Consider the following 16751-nt stretch of genomic DNA (forward strand, 5'->3'; position numbering starts at 1 on the left):
GCTAAAGGTTTTCGGTCAGGGATTTGACGATTTTGTTTTCGGAAAGAAATTCCTTGAGAATTACTTTAATGGCCGTATATCCCGGTACGGCTACGATCATCCCCACGACGCCGAACAAAAGCCCGGCAATGATGATCACCAGAAATATTTCCAAGGGGTGCGATTTTACACTGCTCGAAAATATGAAGGGCTGTGAGAAAAAATTGTCCACCAACTGACCGATCACCAGTCCGATTAAAACATAGCCAGTTTTTGGAAGGATTACCTCGCTAAAATCCGCTCCCAAATTACTGGTCATGGTAAGCGTTATCATCAGGGCGCCACCGATCAAAGGTCCCACATAGGGAATTATATTGAACAGGGCGCAAAGAAAGGCGATGACGATCGCATTTTCGATACCTACGATCAAAAGCACAATGGTGTAGATGACAAAAAGTATAAAAATCTGAAGGAGCAGACCAACAAAATACCTGGAGAGCAAATTGTTTATTTTTTCTATGGAGTTGACCGTGCCTTTTTCCTTTGTTTTGGGAATAAAGATGAGAAGGCCGTTCTGGAATAGCTTGCTATCCTTTAGAAAGAAAAAGGAGATGAACAAAACGGAAAAAAGGCCAATACTGGCAGAGCTTAGAATGTTCAATAGGGAATTGAGGAAATTAGGCACAAAGCCTATGTCCAATCCTTGAATGATATTCCTTTCGATCTCCGAGTCATGGATGACATCTTCCACCATATTCGAAGAAAGGCCAAAATATTGGGTGGTCTTGAGGTATAAGGTATTTATACTTCGCTGTAGTTCCTCTATATTCAGCAAGGAAAGGTTTTTGCTCTGTTCCGTAATCAGCGGAATGAAAAGTGCAAAAATGCCCGCTAAAACCCCTACCATAAAAATCATGGTCAAAATTACTGCCAGCGTATTGGGAAAATTCAATTTTCGTCTTAAAAAAAGAACAACAGGTCTTCCAATAAGGGCGATGACCGCTGCGGCTGCCAAATACGCCAAAACAGAACGTATCATATAGAAGAAATACAGGGTTAGCAGGATTCCTGTTACGATACCCAGGGCCCTTAAAATTCCGTTGGCAATGGTTTTGGAGGTCATTTTTTAGTTTTTAAACACATATGAGACGATATTCGCACCCATTTGTAGCGCTTTTATTCTTATTTCCTCCGGATCGTTGTGTACGGCGGCATCTTCCCAACCATCCCCAAGATCGGATTCCAAGGTCAATAATAAAACTAATCTATTGTTTTCAAATATGCCCAGTGCCTGGGGTCTTTTTCCATCGTGTTCGTGGATTTTGGGCAAACCCTGCGGAAATGCATACTCCTGCGAAAAAATAGGATGGTCCAAGCCAATTTCCTCCAAATTGCTGTTTGGGAATAACTCCTCTATCTCACCAATAATATATTCCCGCATGCCATAATTATCATCGATATGTAAAAAACCACCGGATAATAGGTAGTTCCTTAGGTTTTCCTTTTCTTCCGAAGAGAAGACCACATTACCATGGCCGGTCATATGGAGAAAAGGATACTGATAAATCGTATTACTGCCTACTTCTACGGTTTCTGGTTTTGTAGTTAAACGGGTCCCGATGTTGGAATTGCAAAAATTAATTAAGTTGGGCAGCGCTGTAGGGTTCGCGTACCAATCCCCGCCGCCCTGATATTTCAAAATGGCTATTTCCTGCGCTTTGGCCGATAGACTAAGACCTGCGGCCAAAAGTAACGTGACGATTAGTTTTCGCATCTTCGAAAGGCTATAAAATCAAAAATACACATTAAGTCCAAACAAAGATATTCCAATCCATTATTTAGCCATTATTGATAATGGCCACCGTGGTACAGGCGACAATAGCGGCGGTTTCCGTTCGTAATCGATTTCTGCCCATGGAAACGGGAAGGAAGCCTTTCTGTTTTGCTGCCTTTATTTCCCTGGCCGAAAAGTCACCTTCCGGTCCGATCAATATGGTAATCGGTTTGTCCGGGATGACCCTTCTTTTTAGTTCGTATTTTTCCGATTCTTCACAATGGGCGATGAACAGGCCGCCTTCCCTTGGTTCTTCCAGGACGTCATTAAAATTGGTCAATTCGTTCAATTTGGGCAGAAAGGCCTGATTGGACTGTTTCATGGCCGACTGTATGACTTTCATATAGCGATCCAACTTGATTGTTTTTCGTTCCGAATGTTCGCAAAGAACGGGTGTAATTTCATTAACGCCTATCTCGGTAGCCTTTTCCAAAAACCATTCAAAACGATCGTTCATCTTCGTGGGGGCAACGATCATATGGAGCCAATAATTTTGAGGATGCACCCTCTTCACCCCGGTAATTTCAACCGCGCATTTTTTGGGGTTACTGTCAGTAATTTTGGCACTTAGCATCAACCCCTTTCCGTTGGTAATCAATACTTCATCGTTCACTTTTTTTCGAAGGACACGAACTATGTGCTTGCTCTCTTCCGCGTCAAAGAAAAATTGGGAAGAGGTCTCGTCCAAGTTGGGATTGTAGAACAATTGCATGATTTAGGAATTTAGGTTATATCGGGCTTTGGCGGATGTATCATGTTCCGCGAATTGGCCGGATTTGAATTTGTAATATCCAACAATCCCGATCATACCTGCATTATCCGTACAGAATTCAAAATTAGGCACATAAGTGTTCCATCCCATTTCTTTTTCGGCATCCTTGAGCGCTTTTCTAATATCTGAGTTTGCTGAAACACCACCCCCAATGGCAATATTTTTTATTCCCGTTTTTTTGACCGCCTTCTTTAGTTTTCCCATTAAGATATGTACAATGGTGAACTGGATGGAAGCGCAAATATCCGCAAGGTTTTCAGTAATAAAATCCGGGTTTTGGGAGGTCTGTTTTTGGATAAAGTATAGGATGCTAGTCTTAAGACCGCTAAAGCTAAAATTGAGGTCCTTGACCTTGGGTTTTGGAAATTCAAAGGCATGAGGATTACCCATTGCCGCGTATTGGTCGATCAACGGTCCACCGGGATAAGGCAAACCCAGAATTTTGGCACTCTTATCAAAAGCTTCGCCAACGGCATCGTCCAAGGTTTGGCCCAAGATCTCCATGTCAAAATAGTCTTTCACCTTTACGATCTGGGTATGTCCGCCACTAATAGTGAGGGCTAAAAAGGGAAATTCCGGAGCCTTCATGTTTTCGGCCTTAATGAAATGGGCCAAAATATGGGCCTGCATATGGTTCACTTCGATCAAGGGGATCTCTAAAGCCAAGGATAAGGATTTAGCAAACGAAGTACCTACCAATAGGGAACCCAACAGACCGGGTCCGCGTGTAAATGCTATGGCGGATAATTGTTTTTTATCGATATTTGCTTTGGCTAATGCTTGGTAGGTAACCGGGACAATATTTTGTTGATGTGCACGTGATGCAAGCTCCGGTACGACCCCGCCATATTCTTCGTGAATTTTTTGGGAAGCGACTACATTACTCAGCATGATATCATTTTTTAGGACCGCTACCGAGGTGTCGTCACAGGAAGATTCAATGGCCAAGATGTAAAGAGTTTCGTTTTCCAACGGTTTTGGAATAAAAATTGAAAGACAAAGGTAAAACATAATAGCCCTATCAAAAAACTTAGAAAAATACTGGTTAGAACACTTCTGGTTCTTTTGCTGACCTGTGTTTTGGGGACTATTGTGCTCTCTTTGCCCATCGTTCAAACTACCCTTGCTAAGTATGCCACTGATTCGATAAATGAGGAATTTGGTACTAACATCAATGTAGAGCGATTGCGGGTATCACTGATTTCCTGGGATACTTCCTTGAAGGGTGTTTTTGTGGAGGATTACAAACGGGATACCTTGTTTTATATCAACGAATTAAAAACATCTATCGTAAGCATCGGGAATTTGGCCAAGGGCCGATTGGAGTTTGGAGATATCGAGATCGATGAACTTCATTTTAAACTGAAAACCTATTATGGCGAGCAGGAAACCAATATCAATGTTTTTGTGGACAAATTGGATGATGGAAAGCCCAGGGCCCCTGGAACCCCGCCCTTCTTTTTTTCTTCCTCCTATGTGGATATTCAGAATAGCAGGTTTCAATACATTGACGAAAATCTCGAAAACGAGGAGGCGCTCCAATTTAAGAACCTTAAAATTGAGGCGAACGAATTCCAGATTCTAGGTCCTGAAGTAACGGCAGGTATCGAAGAAATGTCCTTTTTAAGTGAACGTGGAATCCTTGTTGAAAACCTGAAAACCAATTTCAAATATACCAAGGAGCAGATGCGTTTTGATTCGTTGAAGATCAAGACGCCATTGTCCAATCTAGATGGAAATATTGTTTTCAACTATAATAGGGAAGATTTTCAGGATTTTCTGAACAAGGTAAACATCGAGGCCAATTTTGAGGAGTCCACCGTCTCCTTTGATGAAATTAATTTGATATATAATGAATTCGGACAAGGAAAGACCGCTACCCTCAGCACTACCTTGAACGGCGTACTCAACGACCTAAACATTAACAATCTTTTTCTTGTTTCGGACAACACGGGAATCAGGGGCGACTTCAACTTTAAACACCTTTTCAACAAGCAAAAGTCCTTCGTGCTGGATGCCGACATGCGCAATGTGACCAGTAGTTATTATCAATTGAACGCCCTTTTGCCCAACCTGATTGGAAATTCGTTGCCGTCCACTTTCAGTAAACTGGGACAGTTCACTATCCGGGGAGAGGCGCTAATCACGGATTCTTCCATAGACGCCAAAGTAAACCTCAATACCGCTGTGGGCAGCAGTTATTCAGATATCGTGTTGTCTAATTTCAACAATATTGACAATGCCACCTACACGGGCTTTATTTCCCTTATCGATTTTGATTTGGGTGAATTTGTGAACAGTAAAAGTCTGGGGAAGACCAATCTGGACTTTAATGTGGAAGGGCAGGGATTCGTGACCGAAAAGTTGAATACGGAAGTCATCGGACAGATATACTCCATCGAGTTCAATAATTATAACTATCAGGACATCAAGGTTTCCGGTATTTTGAAAGAACAATTGTTCGATGGATCCTTGACCAGCAATGACGAAAATTTAAAGTTCAACTTTAAGGGTCTTGCGGATTTTGGGGAAGAAAGTAACAACTTCAATTTTAAGGCTTCCGTTGATTATGCGGACTTGAAGCGTCTCAACTTTATTAACGACAGTGTATCCATTTTCAAGGGCGATGTGAGCATGAACATCCGGGGAAATACCTTGGATAATATCGTGGGAGATGTAAACTTTACAAAAACAAATTTTCAGAACAAAAACGATACCTACTACTTTGAGGATTTTACGGTTACCTCTTCCTTTGAAAGCGATTCGGTACGCGTAATCGACATCAATTCCCCGGACATCATCACGGGTTTTATGAAAGGAAACTTCCGCGTTAGGGAATTGGGCAAATTGGTGCAGAATTCCATTGGTAGTATCTACACCAATTATAGGCCCTTTAAGATTTCCGGCGGACAGAACCTGAGCTTCAATTTTAAGATATACAATAAGATTGTGGATGTGTTCTTTCCAGAAGTAAGGTTCGACCCCAATACGTTCATCCGAGGGAAAATAGTATCGGACGAAGGTGATTTTAAATTGAACTTTGAATCGCCCAGTATTGTGGCCTTTGGTAACGAGGCCGATAATATAGAGGTGCAAATAGACAATAAGAACCCCTTGTTCAATACCTATGTTTCCGTTGGCGATTTAAAGACGCCCTATTACGATGTAAAGGATTTCAACCTGATCAACACTACCTTAAAGGACACCCTGTTTTTTAGGTCGGAATTTAAGGGAGGTAGTGAATATAACGACAGCTACAACCTTAACTTCTATCATACGTTCAATGCGGACAACAAGTCGGTCATAGGTCTTAAAACCTCTGATGTCAGTTTTAAGGGCAATAAATGGATCCTGAACAAAGATGGGAACAGGAAGAACAAAGTCATCCTGAATAGGGCACTGGACAGTATCTCGATAGAGGAAATCGTAATGAACAATGATGAACAGGAGCAGATTCGATTACGGGGCCAATTGGCCGATTCCACCTATAAAGACCTTCAGCTACAATTTAAGATCGTATCCCTGAACAAAATTACACCGGTGATCGATAGCCTAAAATTACAGGGCGAGGTAAACGGAAATCTGAACATATTACAAAAGGACGGAATCTATCTACCATCGTCGAATTTGAACATTGACCGATTTGGCGTGAATGACATGCCCATGGGAGATCTGGCCATTAGCATAGTGGGCAACAGGGATTTGACTGAGTTTCAGGTCAATTCACAATTGTCTGAAAACGGTATCGAGAAATTTGGGGTAGTTGGAAAAATCGAGAACAAGGAGGAAATGCCCACGGCGAATTTGGTGGCCAATTTCAATAAGTTTCCAATTGATCCATTCAATCCGTTGGGCGAGGGCATTATTGACCATATTAGGGGCGAATTGGACGGAAGGGTCAATATTACGGGTCCTGTGGACAATCCCAATTTTAACGGATTGGTGACTTTGGAAAACGCGGGCATCGCCATACCCTATTTAAATGTGGATTACGCCTTTGCCCCAAGGTCAAGGGTGCGTTTGGAAAATCAGACCTTTGATTTTGACAACATAGCCCTTTCGGACGTTACCATGGGTACACGGGCGAATCTGGACGGGACCATAACCCATAGTTATTTTGATAATTGGGTGCTCAACTTCAATGTCGACACCAACAATAATAGGTTCCTGATTCTAAATACGGAATTCAAGGAAGGGGATTTGTACTATGGCAGGGGCTATCTGAATGGTACGGGTCGAATTTACGGTCCAACCACCGCACTGAACATTACTGTGGATGGGGAAACGGCAAGGGGTACTTCCCTGAAAATACCTTTGAGCGATGTGGCCAGTGTAGGGGACTATTCCTTTATCAATTTCTTGGAAAAGGATACGGTCCAATCCCAGGGCGAGCAGCGGGATTTGAAGGATTATCAAGGTCTGGAGTTGGAATTCAACCTGGATGTGACCCCGGAGGCCGAGGTAGAAATAGTTACGGATACCAGAACGGGTAGTTCCTTGAAAGGAACGGGGGAAGGTATCCTACTGATACAAATTAATACGAACGGCAAGTTTGAAATGTATGGGGATTTTGTGGTGGTTACCGGACAGTTTCGATACAAGTTTGGTGGCATAATAGATAAGACCTTTACCGTGGAGCCCGGAGGGCAAATTAACTGGGACCAAAAGCCCCTGGAGGCCTTGTTGAATATGGAAGCTGTGTATTCGCTGACGGCAAATCCTGCACCATTGCTCCAAAACCAGGCGTATGCCCAAAGAATACCAACGGATGTGATCATTCGCTTGACCGGGGAACTTCAAAATCCCGATATAGAATTCGGCATCGACTTCCCGGGAACCAATTCCATTGTACAGTCAGAACTGGAATACGCTTTGCAAGATCCAACGGTTGCGGAGAAAAATGCCATATTCCTATTGGCCCAAGGAAATTTTGTGAACGACCAAAGTGGTATCAACCAGCAGGCGATTACCGGAAACTTGGTTCAGAGTGCATCGGGTATTTTGAATTCCCTTTTAGGGGGTGGAAATGATAAGTTGAATTTTGGTTTGTCCTACGAACAAGGATATCAAGGAGCCCAATTGGAAACGGACGATAGAATAGGGGTAACGGTCTCTACGCAAATTTCTGATAGGGTATTGTTCAACGGTAAAGTAGGGGTGCCGGTTGGTGGAACAAGCGAAACCTTGGTCGCAGGGGACTTTGAGATTCAGCTCCTATTAAACGAGGAGGGAAGTTTAAGTGCAAAGTTTTTCAGTAGGCAAAGTGAAATCCAGGCATTCCTGCCCGATCAACAAGGCTCTACCCAAGGGGCCGGACTTTCCTACGAAGTTGATTTTGACAGTTTTAAAGAACTTTTCAGGAAAATCCTTAATAAGGAAGTTAAGCAGAAACCTATCAATGCCCAGAAACTTAAACCTCAAGAACCGCCCATTTCGGTCATGGGCAAGGATAGTTTGCTCAACTTTTATGCAAAGCCAAAATCGTTTTGAACGCGTTTATCGATTTCAAATCCATTACCATTGTTAAGTAATCATAGGTTTTCGTTATTTTTTGGTTAAAATATAACAGGCTTCCTATTTTTCTCCGATTCTTGCCAAATGCATGCTAGTCATATTTCGTAATTGAAAGAAGATTTACTAATTTCGTTGGCTTAATTTTTCGAATGTCTTCAAACATAAAAAAAATAGCAGTGCTAACTTCTGGGGGCGATTCTCCCGGGATGAATGCGGCCATACGTTCGGTAGTTAGAACCTGTGCGTATATGAAGGTTGAATGTGTTGGAATTTATAGGGGCTACCAAGGCATGATAGAGGGCGATTTTAAGCCGATGGATGCCAGAAGCGTCAATAATATTATCAACAAGGGCGGAACTATTTTGAAATCGGCAAGATGTACTGAATTTAGAACGCCCGAAGGTAGGAAAAAGGCCCACGAACAATTGGTTTCGGCAGGAATTGATGCCTTTGTGGTTATTGGCGGTGATGGTAGTTTTACCGGTGCCATGATCTTTAACCAAGAATACCAGTTCCCAATTATGGGGATTCCCGGAACCATAGATAATGATATTTTTGGAACCAGTTTTACACTTGGTTTTGATACCGCCTTGAATACTGTAGTCGACTGTATCGATAAAATTCGTGATACAGCTAGTTCCCACAACAGATTGTTCTTCGTAGAAGTTATGGGTCGGGATGTTGGACATATCGCTTTGAACGCCGGAGTTGGTGCGGGCGCCGAGGAAATTTTGATTCCAGAGGAAAATCTTGGACTGGATCGTTTATTGGAATCCTTAAAAAGAAGCAAGGAATCTGGTAAGTCTTCCAGTATCGTTATCGTTGCAGAGGGGGATAAGACCGGGAAAAATGTCTTCGAGCTCAAGGAGTATGTGGAAAAACACCTGCCAATTTACGATGTACGTGTTTCCGTTCTGGGACACATGCAACGTGGCGGTGCGCCATCCTGCTATGACCGTGTATTGGCAAGTAGAATGGGCGTTAAGGCCGTGGAATCCTTATTGGAAGGAAAAACGAACCTTATGGTAGGGGTTCAGGATAACAAGATTACTCTCACGCCGATAAATAAGGCCATAAAAGGACACACAAAAATAGACAAGGAACTTATCCGCGTCTCAGAAATAATGACAACATAAAGTATAATCGATTAAAAACAATAGAAAATGTCAAATTTAAAAATAGGAATTAACGGTTTTGGTAGAATTGGTAGGTTAGTGTTTAGGACTACCGTAAAAAGAGGCGATGTCGATGTAGTTGCCATTAACGATTTATTGGATGTTGAGCACTTGGCGTATTTGTTGAAATATGATTCCGTACATGGAAAATTTGATGGTACCGTAGATGTAAAGGACGGACACTTGGTTGTAAATGGGAAAACGGTTCGAATTACGGCCGAAAGAGATCCCAAAAACTGTAAGTGGGACGAGGTAGGAGCTACCATAGTGGCTGAATGTACCGGTATTTTTACCACCTTGGAGACGGCGCAATACCATATCGATGGTGGAGCTAAAAAAGTGGTAATCTCCGCACCTTCCAAGGATGCACCAATGTTCGTGATGGGCGTAAACCATAAAGAAGTAAAAGCTTCTGATGCTATCGTATCCAATGCTTCTTGTACTACAAACTGTTTGGCACCTATGGCCAAGGTTTTAAATGATGCTTTTGGAATTGAAGAAGCGTTAATGACTACCGTACATGCCACTACTGCTACCCAAATGACCGTTGATGGTCCTTCTAAAAAAGATTGGAGAGGTGGTAGAAGTGCCATGTTGAATATTATTCCTGCTTCTACGGGAGCAGCCGTCGCGGTTACCAAAGTAATTCCAGAATTAAAGGGCAAACTTACAGGGATGGCTTTTAGGGTTCCTACAGCGGATGTATCCGTAGTGGATTTGACTGTTAGGTTGCAGAAGGAAACTTCTTATGAAGAGATTAAAAAAGCGTTCAAAACCGCTTCCGAAGGCGAATTGAACGGTGTGTTGGGCTATACCGAAGAGGCAGTTGTTTCACAAGATTTCATTGGTGAAACAAATACCAGTGTTTTTGATGCCGAAGCTGGTATTGAATTGAACTCCAAATTCTTTAAGTTGGTTTCCTGGTACGATAATGAATCTGGGTTCTCCAACAAAATGGTAGACTTGATACAACATGTGAATAGCCTATAACAGGCATTTAGATTTCATATAATAATCCTGTAAATAAGGTATTTTTTCCTTATTTTCAGGATTATTTTTTAAATACCAAGGTATGATTTTAATTGTTGATAGTGGGGCGACCAAATCTGATTGGATCGCATTGGATGAAAAAGGTGAGCAGCTCTTTTTGACTCAGACTTTGGGTTTGAGTCCAGAGGTTTTGACAAAGGACGTTATCGAAGATAGGTTGGCCAATAACTTTGAGCTCTCCAAGAATAGGGAAGCGGTAAGCCATTTATTTTTTTATGGGGCGGGTTGCGGTACGGATCGAATGAAGAATTTCTTGAAGGATATTTTCAAAGACTTTTTTCCAAATGCTGTTGCGGAAGTGAAGGAGGATACCTATGCGGCCATTTTTGCTACAACCAAGGTAGGGCATCAAGGAATTGTCTGTATTTTGGGTACGGGTTCCAATTGCAGTTATTATGATGGGGAAAAACTACATCAGAAGGTGACTTCCTTGGGCTACATTCCAATGGATGATGGTAGCGGTAATTTTTTCGGGCGGAAATTGATACGGGATTACTACTTCAACAAGATACCCAAGGATTTGGCCGATAAATTTGCCAGCCAGTATAATTTGGATGCGGATGTCATCAAGGATAATTTGTACAAACAACCAAACCCCAATACCTATTTGGCGACTTTTGCCCGATTCCTAATCGAGAACAAAAGCCACCCCTATTCAAAAGGTGTTATTGACAAAGGCTTTCAACAGTTTATCAATAACTATATCATGCAGTTTGATCTGGCCACAAAGGTTCCCATCAATTTTGTGGGAAGCATCGCCCATTATTTACGGGATGAACTAACAACCGTACTGCAAAGAAACGATTTGATCGTGGGGGTGATTCGACAAAAACCTATTGAAGGTTTGGTAGAATTCCATCGGGCGAATATGTAGCCTAGAATTGTACGGCTATCATGGAGATTTCCACGTTCACGAATTTTGGTAGGTTGGCTACTTCCACGGTTTCCCTTGCCGGAGCCGTATCTGAATTGAAATAGGAGCCGTATACTTCGTTTACGTGTGAGAATTGATTCATGTCGCTCAAAAATATAGCCGATTTCACAACATTTTCAAAGGTCATTCCCGCTTCGTGCAGAATGGCCTTTAAATTTTCCATGGATTGCCTGGTCTCTTTTTTTATATCGCCGGAAACCAATTCGCCCGTTTCTGGATCCAAGGGAATCTGTCCGGAAATATAAAGGGTGTTGCCAATTAAAATAGCTTGGTTGTAGGGCCCAATGGGGGCTGGAGCTTTTGAGGTATTTATTATTTTTTTCATTTTTTCTATGATTAATTTCTAAATGGCTGACTTCTATTTTCCCATTTGAGGTCACTTAATATAGAGGCATCGATTCCTATAAAGAAGTACCATCTCCTAAATTCTCCAAAAGGCGTCCAATTGAAGCGCATGGAAAAACTTTTCAGGTCTCTCTGAAAGCGTAACTGCGTTAAGGTAAAACCTTTATTTTTAAAGTCGTATCCAGAGGATCCGCCTACCTTCCAGCGTGGGGATAGTTCTATATCCCCGGAAAACATTAAGGAATGAGCGCTAAACTCGTTTTGTCTGGCACTGTTCAAATAACTTGCCGAATAGGCCAACCTGAAATTCCAGGGTATTTTGGTGCCGTAAATTGGGTTCTCCACATCACCCTTTTCCCGTTCTTCCCTTGGGTTGTCCCTAAAGCTATCGGCGCGGCCAAAGAGATCGTCCGTTCTACCGCCACTTTGGGCCACATAGTCAAAAGGATCTTCGTCTTCTTCGGCTTCGTCTTCCTTTTTCTTTTCAAACATTTTACTGTCAATGGAGTAGGAGATGTTCATATTGGCACGTGTCAGCCTAAAAAGACTTCCTCCATTATCTATATTCCAGGTGTCGATACGTCTTCCATTGTTGTCTATGGCATAGGGGTCCAGGCCTGCCGCGAAGTTTATGGACATTTTATTGTTCAGGATATTGGTTCCCCCATTAATGTTCAATGGACTTAGCCGAAGGGAATCGGCCTCCAGATTATAAGCTGTTGATATATTAAAATTGCTCAACAAGGGAATCTTTTTGGGTTCCGTTTTTGTAGAGTCCTTGTCCCTCACCTTCGCCTCCAAAACGTTGTTCAGGGCCAAGCTAAGGCTATTGGATCGGCCCAGCCTAGGTGCTCCGTTCAATGTTCCGTCAAACCTGCTATATTGCACAACGCGGCCATCTCCGTCTATTCCTTCCACATATTCATCATAATATTGCTCAAAGGATGGTGCATAACCATAACTAATGGTGGGGCGTAACACATGTCTAATAGCCTGGATCTTTTTGTCCTCACCAAAATTGAATGTTCCATAAAGTGTGGTACCTATGCTGGCATTCAAATTATACTGGTTATATCGGTCAAATCCAGAAATGGTATCCACTACTACCCGATTGGCCTCAGGATCAAAACTTCGTTCGAATGTTTGCATGGTCCAAACATCTTCATAGTTTCCACCCATGGTCACGCTAAAGTATTTGGCAATTTTAAAGTTGGTACTTATTGGGATACGGTGTCTAGCCCCGATCCTGGCGTTGTCGAACATACGGCCGGTCAAAAAATCCTCGTCGTTGGTGGTGAGTCGGTTTTGGGCGTTAACATCATATTGAAAGTTAATGTTCTGGATGGCCCCTTTTTTTATCCCGTCCCTTTTTGCAAATGGAAAAATACGCTCCATGCTCGCCTGGAACGTAGGTAATGTCATGTTGATATTGTCTGGATTGGTCGTCGTAGCTGTTGGTGAGGTTAATTGCGAATGTGTCGCCGTAACGCTCATATTTACGGATGGATATGCGGGAAAGGTTTTTGAATATGAGATGGACGAGGATAGGGTATTGTTCTGTGTATTGGGTAGGTTGCGTTGCTGCAAGGAGTTTCGGTAATATTCGCTACTCCCCAAATTCACCGATGCTGAAAACCTGGAATTAGGACTTGCCTTTTGATCCTGCGAGTGTGAAAACTGCAAGTTCCAGTTTTTGGATAAACTATAGTCGCTGAAGCCCTTTTGGCTCGTCACCAGGTTTTCGTACCTAAAATTTACATTGCCCCGGTATTTATACCTTTTGGTGTATATGGAGGCCGTTCGAAAACCCCAACTTCCGTTGGTATAAAAATCACCCGAAAACTCCACATTGGCATAATCTCCCAGCGGAGCGTAATATCCAAAATCCTGTAAAAAATAGCCCCTGTCCGGGTCGTTTCCAAAAGTGGGCATTAAGACACCTGGCGCACTTCCAACGGATAATGGAAAATACGCGAATGGCATAGCGATGGGCGTAGGAACATCGGCGATATAGAGATTGCTATAGCCGGCGATCACTTTTTTCTTGGGCACGAATTTCGCCTTTCGGACCCTAATGTAATAGTCTGGATTAATGGTATCCTCGGCGGTAGTAATTTTCGCTTCGCTCAGAAAATAGACGGAGTCGTTCTCTTTTTTTGTGATTTCGGCATATACCTTCATGGCGTCACTACCCAATTGACCCGCGGCGGCTTGCTGTTCGGTCCTGGAATTCCAGATAATCGCCTTTTGGGTATCGAAATTAAACCGAATGGAATCCGGAATCACCACATTGGACCCCTGTTTGAAGTAGGGAAGTTGGGTGTAATTGCCTACCGAATCCTTTATCCTACCTGCATATACTTCATTTTTGATATAATCCATTATGATGATACCGGCCTTTAGCTCCGTATCCTGATAATAGATTTCAGCTTCGTTGTACAGATAGATTTTGTTCTCCCGTTGGCTCAATTTCACATAGTCCTTGGCCTTGTAGGTAATGTTGTCCAACAGTAGGGGAGGCTTTTGATTTAGGGAGTCCCTTTGCAGGGAATCTCGCTGAATACTATCTCTTTCCACAGGCTTTGGGAAAAGCGGGGCAACAATGGAATATCTTTCAGCCTTAATTTCAAGGGGGACGACCTTGCCCTCTTGTGCCGTTCCCAATAATAGACCAACAAAAAGTAGGAATAGGAAAAGTACGTTCTGTTTATTTGATTGCAAGGCTATAAATCCTATTTTTGTAAAGGTTTGGCAATCGGTAAGCCATTTGATTCAGATGCCAAACTTACATATATTTTTTGTTCTCTTTATAGGGTGTTACCATAAATTTAACCATATAAGGAGGTGGAGAAACCTATTAAGAATATGAAAATAAAACCCCAAATTATCTTCCTTGTTTCCTTGTTATTACTTCCGATGATGGCCAGTGCCTCGGAAACGGGAAAAGGACCTACGGTAGATTCATTCATTGTGGTATTGGACGCCGGCCATGGTGGCCATGACCCGGGAAACCTAGGGAATGGGTATCTGGAAAAGGACATAGCCCTAAAGATAGTTCTGAAGGTTGGGGAACTGCTTTCTGCCAATAAGGACATCAAGGTCATTTACACCAGAAAGGACGATACCTTTGTGGACCTTTTTGTGAGAGGGGAAATCGCCAATAAGGCGAATGCCGATTTGTTTGTTTCTGTCCATTGCGATTCCCATAATTCCGATGCCCACGGGGCCGGAACCTTCGTTTTGGGACTACATGCCAACAAGCAGAATTTTGAAATCGCCAAAAAGGAGAACTCCGTAATCTACCTGGAGGACAATTACGAAACCCGATATGCGGATTATGACATCAATTCGCCGGAATCCGTAATTGGACTCACCATTATGCAGGAAGAGTTTTTGGACCAAAGCATCGCCTTGGCGAAAAACATTCAAGATAACATGTCCGGTAGGTTAAAGCGGGTGGACAGAAAGGTGAAACAGGCCGGTTTTATCGTACTACATCAAACCTTTATGCCCAGTGTTTTGGTGGAAACGGGCTTTTTGACCAATAAGGATGAAGGGGCCTATTTAAATTCTTCAAAAGGACAGGCCGAAATGGGTACCGCCATTGCGGATGCCATTTTAAAATATAAAACGGAGGTACAAGGAATATCCCAAACGGCCCAAGTTTCGAACCCCGCTACACCGGAAAAATCGGTCAAGGACGAAAGTTCCTCCATCGCTGCGGTAGTAGTTTCCAAAGAGGAAACTTCGGAATCCAAAGAAATCAAAGAAATCAAAAAACCGGAATCGGCAGAAAACAAACAGGAAGTATTGGCCGTATCGGAACCAAAAGAAACCCTAGAGGAAAAACCGGATGAAAATGCCATTATCTATAAGGTCCAGTTAATGGCGAGTAGTAAGGATTTGGCATTATCACCCGAAAATTTTAAAGGTCTGCCCCAAATTACAAAGGAAGCTTATAATAATTTATATCGGTATATGTACGGGGCTACCCAATCCTACAGGGAGGCGAAAATGTTACAGTCAAAAGCGGCCAGGACGGGATACCCATCGGCATATATCGTAGCCTACAAAAAGGGCGTAAGGGTTTCCGTGCCCAAGGAGGTGGAGGAGGAATCCCAATAACGGCCATTGGTATGTTATTTATTCCTAATTTTGTTAGAAACATAAAATTGATTGCTTGAAACTATCCAGGGAAATTAAGACGGGAATTATTGTAATTGGAGGAATACTCCTATTTATTTTGGGGTTTAGTTATTTAAAATCGACACCACTTTTTGACAATAGTAAAACCCTGTACGCGGTTTATCCAGATGTGGGCGGACTACAGGCCGGGACCGTTGTGTCCATTAATGGTTTTGGCGTAGGGAAGGTAAACGATATAAAGTTTAAGGATACAAAAGGAAATTTGGTGGTCACCTTTACGGTAAGCAGCGATTTTCAATTTTCCAAAAATAGCACCGTGGAATTGTACGATACGGGAATAATTGGTGGAAAAGGATTGCAGATTACACCCGTTTTCGACGGTGCAGAGACCGTTCGATCCGGTGATACGCTTTCTACCGAAACAAGACCCGGATTAACGGAGCTGGCCCAAGAAAAACTGACCCCTTTGTTCAAAAAATTTGAATCGGCCGTTTCCGATGCGGACTCCGTCCTGATCAACGTGAACCAGGTCTTGGATACTAAAACAAAAAAGGATTTACAGACCGCAATTAACGGGCTTAGTGAACTTATGGCGAGCCTCAATGGAAGTGCCAAGGTATTAAACGATATATTGGCCAACAACGAACAAAAGTTGGATAGTTCGCTTTCCAATTTTGAGACCCTTACCTATAATTTCGCCAAGCTTTCGGATACTTTGAACAATGCAGGTCTGGGAAGGACATTCGCAAGTTTGGAGACCACCATGGCGAATTTGGACAAGGTGATTTCTAAAATCGAGCAGGGTGATGGTACCTTGGGCAAGTTAATGAACGATAAGGAACTTTATTCCAATTTAACTGATGCCTCCAGGGAGTTGGATCTGTTGCTACAGGACTTTAGGTTAAATCCAAAACGCTACGTGAACGTTTCGGTCTTCGGTAAAAAACAAAAGGAATATGAGGTTCCGGAAGATGATCCGGCCGCTAAAATAGAATAGATCCA

12 protein-coding genes are annotated in these 16751 nt (G+C 42.6%); 6 read left to right on the top strand and 6 right to left on the bottom strand.

Annotation, left to right across the window (positions count from 1 at the left end):
* Window position 1: 1 nt before the first annotated feature.
* The 4 genes from F0361_RS18250 to tsaD form a co-directional block, all read right to left on the bottom strand.
* Complete coding sequence (locus F0361_RS18250) at window positions 2-1102, bottom strand: AI-2E family transporter (RefSeq protein WP_154920834.1); 1101 nt, start codon at window positions 1100-1102, stop codon at window positions 2-4.
* Between the two features lie 3 nt (window positions 1103-1105).
* Window positions 1106-1753: a DUF4159 domain-containing protein gene (locus tag F0361_RS18255; RefSeq protein ID WP_154920835.1), complete on the bottom strand. Its 648-nt coding sequence runs from the start codon at window positions 1751-1753 to the stop codon at window positions 1106-1108.
* 64 nt (window positions 1754-1817) lie between these two features.
* Entirely contained in the window at window positions 1818-2525 is a 708-nt protein-coding gene (locus F0361_RS18260) for a 16S rRNA (uracil(1498)-N(3))-methyltransferase (protein ID WP_154920836.1), read from the bottom strand.
* A gap of 3 nt (window positions 2526-2528) precedes the next feature.
* Window positions 2529-3596, bottom strand: coding sequence for a tRNA (adenosine(37)-N6)-threonylcarbamoyltransferase complex transferase subunit TsaD (gene tsaD, locus F0361_RS18265; RefSeq protein WP_394349880.1), 1068 nt, complete (start codon window positions 3594-3596; stop codon window positions 2529-2531).
* Window positions 3597-3650: 54 nt separating this feature from the next.
* Here tsaD and F0361_RS18270 point away from each other — a divergent pair, with 54 nt between their 5' ends.
* From F0361_RS18270 to F0361_RS18285, 4 genes are all read left to right on the top strand, one after another.
* Window positions 3651-8075 carry a translocation/assembly module TamB domain-containing protein gene (locus F0361_RS18270; RefSeq protein ID WP_317131750.1) on the top strand — a complete coding sequence of 1475 codons (4425 nt, stop codon included), beginning with the start codon at window positions 3651-3653 and terminating at the stop codon, window positions 8073-8075.
* Window positions 8076-8248: 173 nt separating this feature from the next.
* Window positions 8249-9235, top strand: coding sequence for a 6-phosphofructokinase (gene pfkA, locus F0361_RS18275; RefSeq protein WP_154920838.1), 987 nt, complete (start codon window positions 8249-8251; stop codon window positions 9233-9235).
* A gap of 27 nt (window positions 9236-9262) precedes the next feature.
* Window positions 9263-10264, top strand: a complete 1002-nt coding sequence (gene gap / locus F0361_RS18280; protein WP_154920839.1) for a type I glyceraldehyde-3-phosphate dehydrogenase — start codon at window positions 9263-9265, stop codon at window positions 10262-10264.
* Window positions 10265-10346: 82 nt separating this feature from the next.
* Window positions 10347-11198: an N-acetylglucosamine kinase gene (locus F0361_RS18285; RefSeq protein WP_154920840.1), complete on the top strand. Its 852-nt coding sequence runs from the start codon at window positions 10347-10349 to the stop codon at window positions 11196-11198.
* Window position 11199: 1 nt separating this feature from the next.
* Here F0361_RS18285 and F0361_RS18290 read toward each other — a convergent pair whose 3' ends face one another.
* Together F0361_RS18290 and F0361_RS18295 are read right to left on the bottom strand one after the other, a co-directional pair.
* Complete coding sequence (locus F0361_RS18290; protein ID WP_154920841.1) at window positions 11200-11583, bottom strand: RidA family protein; 384 nt, start codon at window positions 11581-11583, stop codon at window positions 11200-11202.
* 11 nt (window positions 11584-11594) lie between these two features.
* Entirely contained in the window at window positions 11595-14324 is a 2730-nt protein-coding gene (locus tag F0361_RS18295) for a putative LPS assembly protein LptD (RefSeq protein ID WP_154920842.1), read from the bottom strand.
* Window positions 14325-14468: 144 nt separating this feature from the next.
* Here F0361_RS18295 and F0361_RS18300 point away from each other — a divergent pair, with 144 nt between their 5' ends.
* Complete coding sequence (locus F0361_RS18300) at window positions 14469-15728, top strand: N-acetylmuramoyl-L-alanine amidase family protein (protein WP_154920843.1); 1260 nt, start codon at window positions 14469-14471, stop codon at window positions 15726-15728.
* 55 nt (window positions 15729-15783) lie between these two features.
* Window positions 15784-16746 carry an MlaD family protein gene (locus F0361_RS18305; RefSeq protein WP_154920844.1) on the top strand — a complete coding sequence of 321 codons (963 nt, stop codon included), beginning with the start codon at window positions 15784-15786 and terminating at the stop codon, window positions 16744-16746.
* Window positions 16747-16751: the final 5 nt, after the last annotated feature.

Origin of the sequence: Maribacter flavus (assembly GCF_008386635.1) — a bacterium.
Lineage (GTDB): Bacteria > Bacteroidota > Bacteroidia > Flavobacteriales > Flavobacteriaceae > Maribacter > Maribacter flavus.

Excerpts from the sequence above, each read along its gene's own strand:
- F0361_RS18250 (WP_154920834.1), bottom strand. The coding sequence starts at position 1,102 with ATGACCTCCAAAACCATTGCCAACGGAATTTTAAGGGCCCTGGGTATC.
- tsaD (WP_394349880.1), bottom strand. The coding sequence starts at position 3,596 with ATGTTTTACCTTTGTCTTTCAATTTTTATTCCAAAACCGTTGGAAAAC.
- F0361_RS18285 (WP_154920840.1), top strand. The coding sequence starts at position 10,347 with ATGATTTTAATTGTTGATAGTGGGGCGACCAAATCTGATTGGATCGCA.
- gap (WP_154920839.1), top strand. The coding sequence starts at position 9,263 with ATGTCAAATTTAAAAATAGGAATTAACGGTTTTGGTAGAATTGGTAGG.
- pfkA (WP_154920838.1), top strand. The coding sequence starts at position 8,249 with ATGTCTTCAAACATAAAAAAAATAGCAGTGCTAACTTCTGGGGGCGAT.
- F0361_RS18260 (WP_154920836.1), bottom strand. The coding sequence starts at position 2,525 with ATGCAATTGTTCTACAATCCCAACTTGGACGAGACCTCTTCCCAATTT.
- F0361_RS18255 (WP_154920835.1), bottom strand. The coding sequence starts at position 1,753 with ATGCGAAAACTAATCGTCACGTTACTTTTGGCCGCAGGTCTTAGTCTA.
- F0361_RS18290 (WP_154920841.1), bottom strand. The coding sequence starts at position 11,583 with ATGAAAAAAATAATAAATACCTCAAAAGCTCCAGCCCCCATTGGGCCC.
- F0361_RS18300 (WP_154920843.1), top strand. The coding sequence starts at position 14,469 with ATGAAAATAAAACCCCAAATTATCTTCCTTGTTTCCTTGTTATTACTT.